General features: G+C 69.2%; 16 protein-coding genes. All 16 read left to right on the top strand.

Translation table 11 applies throughout. The annotated features are described in order from the left end of the window. The first annotated feature begins 13 nt into the window (after positions 1 to 13). The 16 genes from HNP48_RS24430 (at position 14) to HNP48_RS24355 (ending at position 13,526) form a co-directional block, all read left to right on the top strand. Positions 14 to 514 carry a hypothetical protein gene (locus tag HNP48_RS24430; RefSeq protein ID WP_184862004.1) on the top strand — a complete coding sequence of 167 codons (501 nt, stop codon included), beginning with the start codon at positions 14 to 16 and terminating at the stop codon, positions 512 to 514. Between the two features lie 254 nt (positions 515 to 768). Next, complete coding sequence (locus tag HNP48_RS24425) at positions 769 to 1,848, top strand: hypothetical protein (protein WP_184862002.1); 1,080 nt, start codon at positions 769 to 771, stop codon at positions 1,846 to 1,848. Positions 1,849 to 1,915: 67 nt separating this feature from the next. Further along, the gene (locus HNP48_RS24420; RefSeq protein WP_184862000.1) at positions 1,916 to 2,908 is read left to right on the top strand and encodes a N4-gp56 family major capsid protein; all 993 of its coding nucleotides are present in this window, start codon (positions 1,916 to 1,918) and stop codon (positions 2,906 to 2,908) included. A 69-nt stretch (positions 2,909 to 2,977) separates the two neighbouring features. Continuing rightward, on the top strand, positions 2,978 to 3,319 hold the full coding sequence (locus HNP48_RS24415) for a hypothetical protein (RefSeq protein ID WP_184861998.1): 342 nt from the start codon (positions 2,978 to 2,980) through the stop codon (positions 3,317 to 3,319). Positions 3,320 to 3,329: 10 nt separating this feature from the next. Continuing rightward, positions 3,330 to 4,028 (top strand): hypothetical protein, encoded by a 699-nt coding sequence (locus tag HNP48_RS24410; protein WP_184861996.1) that lies wholly within the window; start codon positions 3,330 to 3,332, stop codon positions 4,026 to 4,028. A 199-nt stretch (positions 4,029 to 4,227) separates the two neighbouring features. Continuing rightward, positions 4,228 to 6,264, top strand: a complete 2,037-nt coding sequence (locus HNP48_RS24405) for a hypothetical protein (RefSeq protein ID WP_184861994.1) — start codon at positions 4,228 to 4,230, stop codon at positions 6,262 to 6,264. 32 nt (positions 6,265 to 6,296) lie between these two features. Beyond that, on the top strand, positions 6,297 to 6,758 hold the full coding sequence (locus HNP48_RS24400; protein ID WP_184861992.1) for a hypothetical protein: 462 nt from the start codon (positions 6,297 to 6,299) through the stop codon (positions 6,756 to 6,758). 5 nt (positions 6,759 to 6,763) lie between these two features. Continuing rightward, complete coding sequence (locus tag HNP48_RS24395; protein ID WP_184861990.1) at positions 6,764 to 7,072, top strand: hypothetical protein; 309 nt, start codon at positions 6,764 to 6,766, stop codon at positions 7,070 to 7,072. Between the two features lie 321 nt (positions 7,073 to 7,393). Further along, on the top strand, positions 7,394 to 8,056 hold the full coding sequence (locus HNP48_RS24390) for a beta-ketoacyl synthase chain length factor (RefSeq protein WP_221480330.1): 663 nt from the start codon (positions 7,394 to 7,396) through the stop codon (positions 8,054 to 8,056). Further along, on the top strand, positions 8,049 to 8,825 hold the full coding sequence (locus HNP48_RS24385; RefSeq protein WP_184861986.1) for a 1-acyl-sn-glycerol-3-phosphate acyltransferase: 777 nt from the start codon (positions 8,049 to 8,051) through the stop codon (positions 8,823 to 8,825). The genes HNP48_RS24390 and HNP48_RS24385 overlap by 8 nt, the downstream gene beginning before the upstream one ends. Next, entirely contained in the window at positions 8,812 to 9,072 is a 261-nt protein-coding gene (locus HNP48_RS24380) for a phosphopantetheine-binding protein (RefSeq protein ID WP_007855388.1), read from the top strand. Before HNP48_RS24385 ends, HNP48_RS24380 begins: the two co-directional genes overlap by 14 nt. Before the next feature lie 35 nt (positions 9,073 to 9,107). Continuing rightward, on the top strand, positions 9,108 to 9,368 hold the full coding sequence (locus tag HNP48_RS24375; RefSeq protein WP_184861985.1) for an acyl carrier protein: 261 nt from the start codon (positions 9,108 to 9,110) through the stop codon (positions 9,366 to 9,368). Between the two features lie 28 nt (positions 9,369 to 9,396). Continuing rightward, positions 9,397 to 9,960: a hypothetical protein gene (locus HNP48_RS24370; protein WP_184861983.1), complete on the top strand. Its 564-nt coding sequence runs from the start codon at positions 9,397 to 9,399 to the stop codon at positions 9,958 to 9,960. Positions 9,961 to 10,033: 73 nt separating this feature from the next. Next, complete coding sequence (locus HNP48_RS24365) at positions 10,034 to 11,758, top strand: AMP-binding protein (protein WP_184861981.1); 1,725 nt, start codon at positions 10,034 to 10,036, stop codon at positions 11,756 to 11,758. Continuing rightward, positions 11,755 to 12,534, top strand: coding sequence for a glycosyltransferase family 2 protein (locus HNP48_RS24360; RefSeq protein WP_184861979.1), 780 nt, complete (start codon positions 11,755 to 11,757; stop codon positions 12,532 to 12,534). Before HNP48_RS24365 ends, HNP48_RS24360 begins: the two co-directional genes overlap by 4 nt. After that, entirely contained in the window at positions 12,531 to 13,526 is a 996-nt protein-coding gene (locus HNP48_RS24355) for an acyltransferase (RefSeq protein WP_184861977.1), read from the top strand. Before HNP48_RS24360 ends, HNP48_RS24355 begins: the two co-directional genes overlap by 4 nt. The last annotated feature ends 36 nt before the right edge of the window (positions 13,527 to 13,562 follow it).

Genomic DNA, 13,562 nt, shown 5'->3' with positions numbered 1-13,562 from the left:
ATTAAGGATTTTTATGCTTGATCTAAGGGCACCGCTTATCCCCGGAAAAAGTGCAGCTGGCTTCTTCATTGGGCAGCGCATGGAGGAGGTGAAAAAATCCATTGGCGATAGTCCGAGGTGGAATCAGGACTCGGACCGTCCATTTCTTGCTGTTTTGCGCGATTCGAAGGGCTGGATATCACATGGCTATGATAATTTGACGATTGAAGAATTGGTTTTCGGGAATAATTTGATAAGACTCCAGTTCAACGGCGCTGGAATTCTGTACAACATATTTGTCGATGCAGGATACGAAGGGCTGGTTTGGGGCGAGGTGAAGATTGGCGACAAGCTGTCGAAAGTACTGAAGTGGTGCGGTCTGGAGTATGGCCCGGGAGATGATATGCATTACCCCGTATCGGATGATGCAGAGTTCCAGGGTATTGCCTTTGGCGCGGAAGATTGTCCTTTGGAGGAATCCCCGGACCAGGTGATTGACATGGTGTCCATCCACGATTGGAGCCTGCAGGACTGATCGGCCCTGTCCACCTTTTCAAGGCCCTGTGCCAAGCCCGCTTCGCGCGGGCTTTTTTCTGGGCGCTGCATTGGCATGCGAGCGCACGCGGTCCTGGCGGTGCAGTGCGATACGGCATATATGCCACCCCTTCAGCGCGCTCTCCTCTTCGCGGACATTGCTTTCACGGGCGACGTGCCCGGTGCCAGCAACCACCACCCCGCCACCACTGCCTCTGGCCCCACGGGCCATGCCGAAGAAGGACCGACCGCACCATGAACACCACCGACAGCAGCATCAGTACCAACACCAGCCACGCCACCGCAGCCAGCCTGGAGCCGGGCGAGGGCGCCGTCGGCGCGATGGATGCCGAGGACCAGATGGCGCAGGCGCTGGATGCGCTGCGCCAGGAGCGTGCGGAAACGGGCGGTGATGCACAGGCGCCCACCGCCGCGACCCTGCCGGCAGGCCCCGACGGGGCCATGCCCGCAGCCATGGAGGAGGGTGCTGATGCCGCGCAGATCCGTGCGCGCCAAGCCGCCGCACAGCATGCCGACAGGGCCGGCAACCCCGACCCCGCCGAGCTGCTGCGCCGCACGCAGGAAGAGCTGCACAAGGCGCGCAGCGAGATGGGCCGCGTGGGCCAGCTCAACCGCTACCTGAACCAGGCGCGGGCCGAGCGTGACCGCCTGCTGCAGGAGAACGCGCAGCTCAAGGGCAGCGGGGCCAAGGGTGCACCCGGTGCCCAGGGCGACAGCTCCGCCGCCGCTGAGCGGCTGGCCGAGCTGGCCCAGAAGGTGCAGCAGTTCCCTGAACTGCATGGGCTGGTGGGGGCCGTGCAGCACGCCCTGCAGGCCGTGGATGCCAAGGCCGCGACGGTGGCCGAGCAGACCGCCGCCCGCATGGTCGAGCCGCTGCACGGCCTGCGTGCCGAGCACGAGCAGCGCGCCCAGGAGCAACGCAGCGCCGCCTACCAGGCCGCGATGCAGACCTTCGAGGCCACCTACCCGAATGCGGTGGAGGTGGTGCGCAGCGCGGACTTCGGCGCCTGGATCGGCACGCAGCCCCAGCCCATCCAGACGGCCTTCTACCAGGGGCAGGACCCCAGCGAAGCGATTGCGGTGATGGACGCCTACGACGCCCACCTGCGCCGCGCGGGCCGCGCCCCCATTGCCCGCTACCCCCAGCAACAACAGCCCGCCGCACAGCGCGCCAGCGCCAATGCCGCCCGGCTGCAGTCGGCGGCAGGCCTGCCTTCGCGCGCCAGCGGCGCCCGGGGCGGCCTGCCGCCCGAGGACGACTTCGAAGCCTCGCTGGACTTCTTTCGGCGCCAGCGGCTGGGCGGCCTGGCATAGCCACGGGCCGCAGCCGCGCGCTGGCGCACACAGACACGTTTGAATTTTCCGACAAGGAGCCAATCTCATGACCGTTTACGGTGACATCACCCCCCGCACCGCGGCTTACGCGGTGGACAAGATGCTGGAACGCGCCCAGCCCTCCCTGAACATGGCCAAGTTTGCCGTGGTGACTGCCGTGCCCAAGGGCAAGACCAAGGTCGTCAAGTGGCGCCGCTACGGCCGCCTGGCGCCCACCACCACGCCGCTGACCGAGGGCGTGACGCCCGTGCAGGGCAACATCACCAGCACCGACGTGTCGGCCAACCTGGAGCAGTACGGCCAGCGTGTGCAGATCACCGACGTGATCGCCGACACGCACGAAGACCCGGTGCTCAGCGAGCTGAGCGCCTCGCTGGGCGAGACCGCGGGCCAGACGCAGGAGCTGATCCTGTACAACACCATCAAGGCCGGAACGCAGGTGCTGTATGCCAACGGCGTGGCGCGCAACGCGGTGAACACCACCATGACGGCCAACGTGGCGCGCCGCGCGATCCGCCAGCTCAAGGCGCAGGACGCGCGCCCGCTGACCACGGTGCTCAACGCCACCGACGGCGTGGGCACGCTGCCCATCCCGCCGTGCTACGTGTGCTTCGTGCACCCCAATGTGGAGATGGACCTGCAGAACCCCGCGTTCTTCCCGGCCGGCTACACGCGCATCCAGAACTACGGCACCTTCAAGCCGCTGTGCGAGAACGAGATCGGCTCGTTCGAGAACATCCGCTTTGTCTCGTCCACGCTGTACGCGCCGCTGGCCAACGCCGGCAACGCCACGCTGAACGGCATGCTGGGCGGCACGGCGGTGGACGTGTACCAGTCGGTCATCGTCGGCAAGGAGGCCTATGCCACGGTGAACCTCTCGGCATCGGGCTCGGGCCTCACGCCCATCGTGGTCAACCCCAAGCCCAGCGACAGCGACCCCATGGGCCAGCGCGGGCATGTGGCTTTCAAGATGTGGTCGGCCGCGGCCATCTTGAACGACGCCTGGATGACCCGCATCGAGCACGGCGTGTCTTCGTGACGCCGGCCTGACCCCCTGGGGCCGGCACGCGGCCGGCCCCTTCATTCATCCATCGAACAAGGAACACCCATGGCAAAAGCACCCGCCAAGGCCGCCGCATTGGCCGAAACCACCGCAGGCACCGACACCGACATCGATGTGGCCGTGCAGCAGCACGGCTTCTCGGGCCAGACGGTCGAGATCAAGCTCTTCAAGGGCGAGCTGCACGAGCCGCAGCAGCCCTTTTTCGGGCTCAACAACTACCAGATCCAGATCCAGCGCGAGCGCTGGGTGCGTGTGCCGGTGGAGATGGCCGACCACATCGAAGGCCTGGCCTACACGGTGCGCGAGGCCGACCCCGAGGAGCCCGAGAACATCGACAAGATGCGCTGGGTGGAAAAGCCGCGCTTCCCACTTCAGCGCAAAGGCTGAGGAGATCGCCATGAACTTCCTGCAACTGGCCCGGGCCGTCAAGCGCGAGAGCGGCTTGTCCGGCGGTCCGCCGGCCTCGGCCAGCACGGCCAGTGGCGATGATGCCCGCGTGTTCGAGTGGGTGAACTGGGCCTGGCGCGACATCGCGCTGGCGCACGAGTCCTGGCTGTTTCGCCGCGGCGAGGCCCTGGGCCAGGTTCCAGCCGGCAGCCTGGTGATGGTGCCCGAGGCCGCGGCCCCGGGCTTTGCGCTGGCCGACTTCGCCGCCTGGAAGCCCGCGGCCGACGGCTACCGGCCCAGCGCCTGGCGCGTGGCCGATGGCCAGGTGAGCGAGCATGCGCTGGCCTGGCTTGACTACGAGGCGTTTCGCCAGCGCTTTCTGACCGGCGCGCATGCCCCGGGGGCCTTGCGCTACTGGAGCATTGCGCCCGGCGGCGAGCTGCTGGTGGGCCCCGCGCCCGATGCGGCCCACATGGTGCGCGCGGCCTATGTGAAGGATGTCGCCAGCCTGGCGCTCGACGCGGACGAGCCGGCCCTGCCTGCGCGCTTCCACCCCCTGATCGCCTGGCGTGCGCTGCGCGAATACGGCGGCTTCGACGCGGCCAGCGAGGTCTACCAGCGCGCCGAGCAGAACTACAGCATGGGCTTTTCGGCGCTGGCGCAATCGCAGCTGCCGCGCCCCGGCTTTGGCGCGAGGCCCCTGGCATGACCGGCAATAAAACACCCCCTGAGTCGCTTCGCGCCTTCACCCCTCTCTCGACTCGCTACGCGATTCGGGAGGGGGACGCCCCCAGCGCAAACGCTGGATACGCCGCCTTCGCGGCGGGGCGGCCCTTGCGCGGGGGCACTGGCTTTGGCTGCGCCAGTTTCAAGCACAGTGGGCGAGCGCGGTGCAATGGAGGGCTGACGTGAAGATGCCATCTCTCAAGACCCAGTACTTCCCGCTCTCGGGCGGGCTCGATGCCGAGTCGGCCCAGCTCACGCTGCGCCCGGGCATGGTGACGGGCGCGATCAACTACGAGAGCTCGGCCCTGGAGGGGTACGAGCGCATCGGCGGCTACGAGCGCTTCGACGGCCGGGCCCGGCCCGGCGATGCGGCCTACCAATGCCTGCGCGCGGCCACCGCCTTCACCGGTGTGGCTGCGGGGCAGACGGTGGTGGGGGCCACCTCGGGTGCCACGGCCGTGGTGCTGTTGCTGCGCCATGCGGCGCAGATCGTTGTGACGCAGCGCACCGGTGTGTTCGCCGTGGGCGAGGTCCTCACGGTGGCGGGCAGCCCGGTGGGCCGGTTCGACGGCGACGCCTCGGACATCGATGGCTTCGACGACAACGCCTTTGCGGCGCTGGCCGCCGAGCACTACCGCACGGCCATTGGGGCCGTGCCGGGCTCGGGGCCGCTGCGCGGCGTCGCCGTATTGAATGGCACGGTCTACGCCTGGCGCGACAACCTGGCGGCCACGGCCTGCAGCATCTACAAGAGTTCGGCCACCGGCTGGGCGCCGGTGCTCCACTACCATGAGCTGGCCTTTTCCAGCGGCAGCGGCACGGAGCCTGCCGTGGGCGCCAACGTCACCAAGGGCGCCGTGTCCGCCATCGTCAAGCGCGTGGTGGTGGAGTCGGGCACCTGGGCGGCGGGCACGGCCAAGGGGCGCTTCATCGTCACCGCACCCTCGGGCGGGCCGTTCACCGCGGGCGCCTTCACCGCCGGGGTGACGGCGTTGGCCGGCGGGGCCGAGGTGGCGATCACCCAGCTGCCCGGCGGCCGGCTCGATACCGTGGTCTACAACTTCAACGGCCGCGCCGGGCAGCAGCGCATCTATGGCGCCGACGGCGTGAACCGCGGCTTCGAGTTCGACGGCGAGGTGCTGGTGCCCCTGGCCACCGGGATGGCGGTGGACAAGCCCGTGCACTGCGTGGCGCACAAGAACCACCTGTTCTTCAGCTTCGAGGGCTCGCTGCAGCACAGCGCCGTGGGCGATCCGTACCGCTGGTCGGCGGTGGTGGGGGCGGCCGAGATCGCGGCGGGCGATGTGGTAACGGGCCTGCAGGTGCTGCCTTCGGACGCCGAGGGCGGCGCGCTCATGGTGTTTGCCGCCGGGCGCACCTGGGTGCTGTATGGCAGCAGCAGCGCCGACTGGCGCTTCGTGAACTTTGCCGACGACGTGGGCGCGCAGCGCGGCAGCGTGCAGAGCCTGGGCCGGGTGCTGGTGCTCGACACCCTGGGCGTGGCCGTGGTCAGTGCCACGCAGGCCTTCGGCAACTTCGAGCGGTTGCCGCTGTCTGCGCGCATCCAGCGGCTGCTCAAGGCGCGGCAGGTCACGGCCTCGGTGGTCAACCGGGCCGACAAGCGCATGCGCCTGTTCTTTGCCGGCGGCGAGGGCCTGAGCGTCACGCCCATCCCCACGGCCGATGGCGGCAGCGCGCTGGCCTTCATGCCCATCGACTATGGCCGCACGGTGCGCTGCACCTGCGATGCCGTGGTGGGCGGCGAGCACCGCAACTTCTTCGGCAGCGACGACGGCTTTGTCTACGAGGCCGACCGGGGCCGCAGCTTCGACGGGGCCGAGATCGTGGCCTACCTCAAGCTGGCCTTCAACCACACCAAAAGCCCGATGGAGAAGAAACGCTTTCGGCGCGTGGACCTGGAGAGCAAAAACCGCAGCGCCTGCCGCCTGCTGGTGCAGGGCGAGTACAGCCTGGGCCGGCCCGAGGTGGGCCTGACCGATGTGGTGGGCGTGCTGCAGAACGCCGGCGGCGCCTACTACAGCGTGAGCAACTACGGCCAGAGCTACTACAGCGTGCCCGCCAACGCCCTCTCCAAGGTGCGCCTGGACGGCGTGGGCACCGACCTCAGCCTGAACATCGTGAGCAGCGCGCGCGACGAGCTGCCCCACACGCTGCAGAGCGTGTCGGTGGTCTACACGCCGCGCCGGCTGGACCGCTGACCCCCAATCCCACCAAACGCAGGAGCAGCCCCATGGCCAATACCTACTACCACCGCGTCTTCAACCCGCTGCCCGGGCAGCGGGTGGACGAGCAGGTCCTCAAGGACGAGTTCCAGCGCATCGAGCTGGGCTTCGACGGCGTGGCCACCAAGGCCGGGCAGACCGATGCCGGCCTGGCCACCAAGGCCAACCTGGCCGGCGGCAACGCCCTCACGGGCGACCAATCCATCGCCGGCAATCTGGCCATCGCCGGCCACTTGGCCGTGGGCGGCACGGTCAGCGCCGCCACCCCGCTGCCCCCGGCCGACAACAGCCAGGCCCTGGCCAGCACGAACTGGGTGCGGGCCTGGGTCAGCTCGCAGGCCGGCGGCGCCCTGGGCCTGCCCGTGGCGCCGGTGCAGGCCCGGCCGCTGGCGCTGTTCGTGATCCAGGGCGTGCAGCAATGGGCCCCGGTGCAGTCGCGCAGCAAGGTTTTCTTTCTTTCAGGAGCTTGATCGACATGGCCAACGGACGTCTTTTTGCAATGGACCTGGCTGCGGCCACGGCCACCCCCCTCTACCAGCCCGCCTCCCAGACCGGGACGCTCACGCTGTCGCTGGTCAACCGCAGCGCCTCGGCCGTGCTGGCCCGCGTGGCCCTTGCCGCGGCCGCCACACCCACTGACGCGGAGTGGATCGAGTACGACGCCTACCTGCCGCCCTCGGGCGTGCTCGAGCGCACGGCCATCGTGGTCGGGCCGGGCCAGTACCTGGTGGCCCGGGCGAGCGCGGCCGGGGTGTCGGCGGTGGGCTTCGGCTTCGAAGAGTAGGGCGGGGCGGCCGTCCTTTGTCGCCCGGATGCAACGCTCCATGGCATCCCCCATTTGGGTGGATCTGATGTAACCCTTTGTGTGGGCGTGTGCAGGTCCGGCAGAGCGTCTGTTTGTGTGCACATGTAACAGCAAAACTGTCGCCGCCAAGGGGGATTCTGAGATAATTGCCCCGTGTGTGCCGTACACACGCCAAGCAATCAAAGAAATCGGGAGAGGGCTGTGCGCGCTGCGTTCGCCGTTCGGGCGTGGGCTGCGATAGCACCAGGCCTGCAAAGTCAGGAGCAATGGCTGCAGTGGGCCCAGGCACCGGTGTGCCCCGTGGGCGACACCGTGGTCGAGCTGCCCCATGTGCCCGCCATGGCGCGGCGCCGGCTGGGCCACCTGGCGAAGATGGCCGTTGCCGTGGCCGACAGCGTGCTGCCGCCCGAACAGGGGGCCGACATTCCCGTGGTCTGGGCATCGCGCTATGGCGATGCCGACAAGGCGCTGGCACTGCTGCGCTCGCAGGCCCAAGATGAACCCCTGTCGCCCACCGCCTTCGGCCTGTCGGTGCACAACGCCGTGGGCGCGCAGCACTCCATCCTGCGCGGCATGCGCGCCAACGCGGTCTGCGTCGCGTCTTCGCACTGCGTGCCCGAGGCCGGCCTCGTCGAGGCCTTGGGCCTGCTGCACGATGCCGAGGCCTTCGGCGAGGTGTTGCTGGTCTGCTATGACGAGCTGCTGCCGCCCGACTACACCGTCTTCCACGATGAGCCCGTGGCCGAATACGCCTGGGCTGTGCGGCTGGCGCCCCTGCAGCCTGGCGAAGCGGGCTTTGCGCTGCAGGCCATCGATGCGCCGGGCGAGGCCGATGGGCGCGGCGAGACGGTGGCCTTGCCGCATGGGCTCGATGCGCTGCATTTTCTGCTGCAGGGTGAACGCAAGAACCTGGTACACGGCCATGCGTCAGGCCAATGGATGTGGGAGCGTGTGCATGCGTGAAGCGATCAACCGGGCCTGGCGCATCGTGGCCACGGGTTTCTGTTTTTCCGTGTTCGGCCTGGGGGGCATCGTGCTGGGCATCGTCGTGTGCCCCGTGGCCATGCTCTTCGTGCGCGGGGCCGCGCGCCAGAAGCAGCTGTGCCAGACCATCATCCACCACAGCTTTCGCTGCTTCGTGGGGCTCATGAACTTCGTGGGCGTGATCTCGTACGAGGTGCATGGACGCGAACGCCTGCAGCGCCGGGGCCTCTTGATCCTGGCCAACCACCCCTCACTGATCGACGTGGTGTTCCTGATCTCCTTCGTGCGCCATGCGGACTGCATCGTCAAGGAGGCGCTGGCGCGCAACCCGTTCACGCGCGGCCCGATCCGGGCCGCGGGCTTCATCACCAATGGCGACGGCGCGGGCCTGCTGAAGGACTGCGTGCGCTCGCTCCAGGATGGCAACAACCTCATCATCTTCCCCGAAGGCACGCGCACGCCGCTGCACGGCAAGGTCAAGCTGCAGCGCGGCGCGGCCCATGTGGCCGTGAAAGGGCGCATCGACATCACGCCCGTGCACATCCACAGCAGCCTGCCCATGCTGACCAAGGGCACGCCGTGGTGGAGGGTGCCCGTGCGCAAGCCGCACTTCACCATCGAGGTGCGGCCCGATATCGCGGTGGAAGAATTCTGTGACTCGGCTGCCAGCGATTCCCTGGCTGCGCGCCATGTGACCGAGCACCTGTCCGTACAACTTTTCAAGGGACCTGCCTGTGCTTCAACTTGAGCAAGAAATCAAGGAAATCATCATCTCCAGCCTGGCGCTCGAAGACATCGCGCCCGAAGACATCGACCCCGCAGCGCCGCTGTTCGTCGAGGGCCTGGGCCTCGACTCCATCGACGCGCTGGAGCTCGGCCTGGCCCTGCAAAAGCGCTACGGCCTGAGCATGTCGGCCGACTCGGAGCAGACGCGCAAGCACTTTGGCAGCGTGCAGGCGCTGGCCGCCTTCGTGGCCGCCAGCCGCACGCACTGACTGACGAAGCGAGTGGCATTCACGGAAAATACGACATGAACAAAGAAGCCATCTACGAACGCATCGCCGCGATCCTGCAGGAGACGTTCGAAATCGACGCCGACCGCATCACGCCCGAGGCCCGCCTGTACGACGACCTGGACATCGACAGCATCGATGCGGTGGACCTGATCGTGCAGCTCAAGCCCTGGGTGGGCAAGCGCCTGAACGCCGACGCCTTCAAGTCCGTGCGCACGGTGCAGGACGTGGTCGACGCCCTGCACCGCCTGGTGAACGACGCCGCCTCCCCGGCCTGAGCGCGCGGGCAGGCGGCCGGCCATCATCATGCACAAGCTTGTGACCGCCGTGCTGGTGGTGCTGACGGTGCTGTACCCGCTGGGCGTGTACCTGGCCATGGGCCGCGTGGCGCCGCAGTGGCTGGCCGTGCTGCTGGTGCTGCTGGCCGTGCTGCGCGCCGTGGCCACGCGCCAGCGCTTCTGGTGGGCCGTGGCCTCGGGCGCGGCCGTGCTGGCGCTGGCCTCCTGGTGGCGCGCCGATGCCCTGGCCGTCAAGCTCTATCCGGTGCTGGTCAACGCCGTGCTGCTGGTGGTGTTCGCGGTGAGCCTGCGCTACCCGCCTACGGTGATCGAGCGCGTGGCCCGCATCACCCAGCCCGATCTGCCCGAGTCCGGCGTGCGCTACACGCGCAAGGTGACCGCCGTGTGGTGCGCGTTCTTCGTGGCCAACGGCGCTGCCGCGGCCTACACCGCCGCCTGGTGCAGCGATGCCACCTGGGCGCTGTACAACGGGCTTGTGGCCTATGTGCTCATGGGCTGCCTGATGGGCGGCGAGTGGCTGGTGCGCCAGTGGGTGCGCCGGCGCGGGGCGCTGACCCTGGGGCCGCAGTAGAGCGCTGGGCAGAGCCAAGCGACTTTTTTTCCCCGTCCCTGTCCAACAACTCCAAGAATCAGGAATCGAGCAAGTGAACACGTTTACAGCCTTGTCCGAGGTGGCCCTGCCGCAGGCGCGTGCCGCAGGGCACGAGGTCGCGGCCTCTGCGGGCAGCCCGGTGCGGCACGCGGACTGGGTGCTGTCCGTCAAGGCCTGGTGCGCCGCCTTCCAGCAGGTGCAGGGCACCGAGGTGGGCCTGTATTTCGAGGAGCCGCTGCAGTTTGCGGCCGCCCTCTGGGGGGCCTGGCATGCGGGCAAGACGCCGGTGCTGGCCAGCGACCTGCAGCCCCATACCCTGGCGCACCTGCTGCCCCAGGTGCAGGCCTGCGCGGGCCAGTTGCCGGATGCCCTCGTGCCCGATACAACGGGCGCGGCGGCGGTGCAGTTGCAGCCGCTTTCGATGCGCGCGGCGCAGGTGGTGCTGTTCACCTCGGGCTCCACGGGCGTGCCCGAACGCATCGTCAAACACCTTTCGCAGCTCGATGCCGAAGTGCATGCGCTGCAGGCGGTGTTCGGCCCGATGGCCAACGAACCGGGCCTGCGCACGCTGGCCACCGTCTCGCACCAGCACATCTACGGCCTGCTGTTCCGTGTGCTGTGGCCGCTGGCCGCGGGGCGGCTGTTGGGCACCGGGTTTGCGCGCTACCCCGAGGAGCTGGTGGCCCAGCTGTCCCCGCCCGGCCCCACGCTGCTCATCTCCAGCCCCGCCATGCTCAGCCGCCTGCCCGATCACCTCGACTGGGCGGCCGCCTCCCAGGGCCTGCGCGGCATCTTCTCGTCGGGCGGCCCGCTGCCGCCCGAGGCCTCGGCCCATGCGCTGGCCTTGCTCGGCCATTCCACCACCGAGGTGTTCGGCAGCTCGGAAACCGGCGGCATCGCCTGGCGCCGCCGGGCCGAGCAGGGCGATGCCTGGCAGCCCCTGCCGGGCGTGCAGGTGCGCCTGGCCGACAGTGGCTGCCTGTCGGTGCGCTCGGGCCACCTGCCCGATGCCGATGCCTGGTGGGAGACGGCCGACCGCGCCTTGCCGCAAGACGGTGGCGATGGGGGCGCCGGCTTCGTGCTGCAGGGCCGGGCCGACCGCATCGCCAAGATCGCCGAAAAGCGCATCTCCCTGACCGCCATGGAAAACGCCCTGCTGGCCAGCGACCGGGTGGCGGCTGCCCGGGCCGTGGTGCTCGAAGCGCCGCCCGCCGCCGCGCGCGTGGGCATGGTGCTTGCGCTCACCGAGGCCGGCTGGCAGGCCCTGCAGCAGCAGGGCCGCAAGCCCATGGGGGACGCGCTGCGCGCCCTGCTGGCACCCGTGGTGGACCGCGTGGCCCTGCCGCGCAGCTGGCGCTACGTGGCGGCCCTGCCGCAAAACGCCCAGGGCAAGACCACGCAGCACGACCTGCTGGCGCTGTTCCGCCCGCTCATGCCCCTGCCCGAATGGACCGAGCGCAGCGCGCACCAGGCCACGGCCAGCCTGCTGGTCGACCCCGGGCTGCGCGTGCTCGACGGCCACTTCCCTGGCGCGCCCATCGTGCCCGGCGTGGCGCAGCTGCACTGGGTGGTCACCTTGGGGCAGCAGGCCTTCGGCATTCCGGCGGCCTTCCTGCGCGCCGAGGTGGTCAAGTTCCAGCAGCCCATCCTGCCCGGCGACCGGGTCCAGGTGCAGCTGCAGTGGGTGCCCGGCAAGGGCCAGCTGCAGTTTGCGCTGACCTCCGGCCGCGGGCCGCATGCCAGCGGGCGCCTGGTGCAGGGGGAGGGGGCCGCATGAGTACCGCCATGCCGTTCAACCCCGTCGCCATCATCCCGGTCTACAACCACCCGACGACCATCGGCGCCATGGTGCAGGGCGTGCTCGCCGCGGGCCTGCACTGCATCCTGGTGGACGACGGCTCCGAACCCGGCTGCGCCGCCGTGCTCGATGCCCTGGCGCAGCAGCATGGCGCAGCGGTCACGCTGCTGCGCCTGCCGCAGAACCAGGGCAAGGGCGGCGCCGTGATGACCGGCATGCGCCATGCGCTGGCCGCGGGCCACAGCCACGCGCTGCAGATCGACGCCGACGGCCAGCACGCCGTGGCCGACATCCCGGCCTTCATCGCGCTCGCCCGGGCCCGGCCCGAGGCCATGGTCTGCGGCGCGCCGCGCTACGACGCCAGCGTGCCCAAGGCGCGCCTGTACGGCCGCTACGCCACCCATGTGTGGGTGTGGATCAACACCTTGTCGCTGGACATCGAAGACTCGATGTGCGGCTTTCGCGTCTACCCGCTGCGCGATGCCATCGGCGTGATGGACGGCGCGCGCATCGGCAAGCACATGGAGTTCGACACCGAGATCCTCGTGCGCATGCACTGGAAGGGCGTGCCCTTCATCACCCAGCGCACGGCCGTCACCTACCCGCAGGACGGGCTCTCGCACTTTCGCGTGTGGCGCGACAACGTGCTCATCTCGGGCATGCACACGCGCCTGTTCGGCGGCATGCTGCTGCGCAGCCCCGTGCTGCTGGTGCGCAAGCTGCTGGGCCGGCGCGGGGCAGGGCAGGCGGCATGACGGCATCTGCGCCAGAGCCACAGACCCAGGCTGCTGCTGCCGCGCCCGCCGCCCCGCACTGGGCGCAGCTGGGCGAGAACACCTTCGTCGCGGGCATGTGGCTGCTCTACCAGGTGCACCGCTTCCTCGGGCGCTGGCCCTTTCTGCTGTGCCTGTACCCCATCGTCGGCTACTACTGGCTGGTGAGCCCGGTGGCGCGCCGCGCCTCGCTGCAGTACCTGCAGCGCATGCAGGCCGCCCATGGCCTGTGGCCCGCCATGCCGGGCTGGCGCCAGAGCCAGCGCCACTTTCGCATGTTTGCCCAGGTGATCCTGGACAAGCTGCTCGCGCTCAGCGGGCGCTACCGCTTCGATAGCGTGGCCGTCACCGGGCGCGAGGCCCTGGATGCCCTGGCACAGCGGGGCCAGGGCGCCGTGGTGGTCACCGCGCACATGGGCTGCATCGAGCTGTGCCGCGCCCTGGCCGAGCGGCGCGCGGGCCTGCGCCTGAACATCCTGGTGCACACGGCCCACGCCGAGCGCTTCAACCGCGTGCTGCAGCGCCTGGCGCCCGACAGCGGCGTGCAGCTGCTGCAGGTGACCGATTTCAACGCCGCCACGGCCATGATGCTGGCCGAGCGTGTGGCACGCGGCGAGCTCATCGCCATTGCCGGCGACCGCGTGCCCGTGCGCGAAAGCCGCATCACGCATGCCCCGTTCCTCGGCCACCGGGCACCGTTCCCCTGCGGGCCCTACATCCTCGCCTCGGTGCTCGAATGCCCGCTGTTCTTCATGGGCTGCGTGCACGAGGGCGCCGGCTATGCCGTCGAATTCGTGCCGCTGGCCGAGCGCGTGCTGCTGCCGCGTGCCCGGCGCGACCAGGCCATGGCCGGGTACGCCACCCTGTTTGCGCAGCAGCTTGAACGCATGCTGCGCAAGGCGCCCTACGACTGGTTCAACTTTTTCCCTTTTTGGGAGCAAGGCGCGCCCGCGCGCCCTGCGCACACCGCATGATTCACCTTTTCGCCACCCCATCGGCCCGGAGGCCCG

It is taken from the genome of Acidovorax soli (genome assembly GCF_014207955.1).
Taxonomy (GTDB): domain Bacteria; phylum Pseudomonadota; class Gammaproteobacteria; order Burkholderiales; family Burkholderiaceae_C; genus Acidovorax; species Acidovorax soli_A.
The sequence above is the reverse complement of the archived record's forward strand: the minus strand, read 5'-3'. Positions and strand labels throughout refer to the sequence as shown.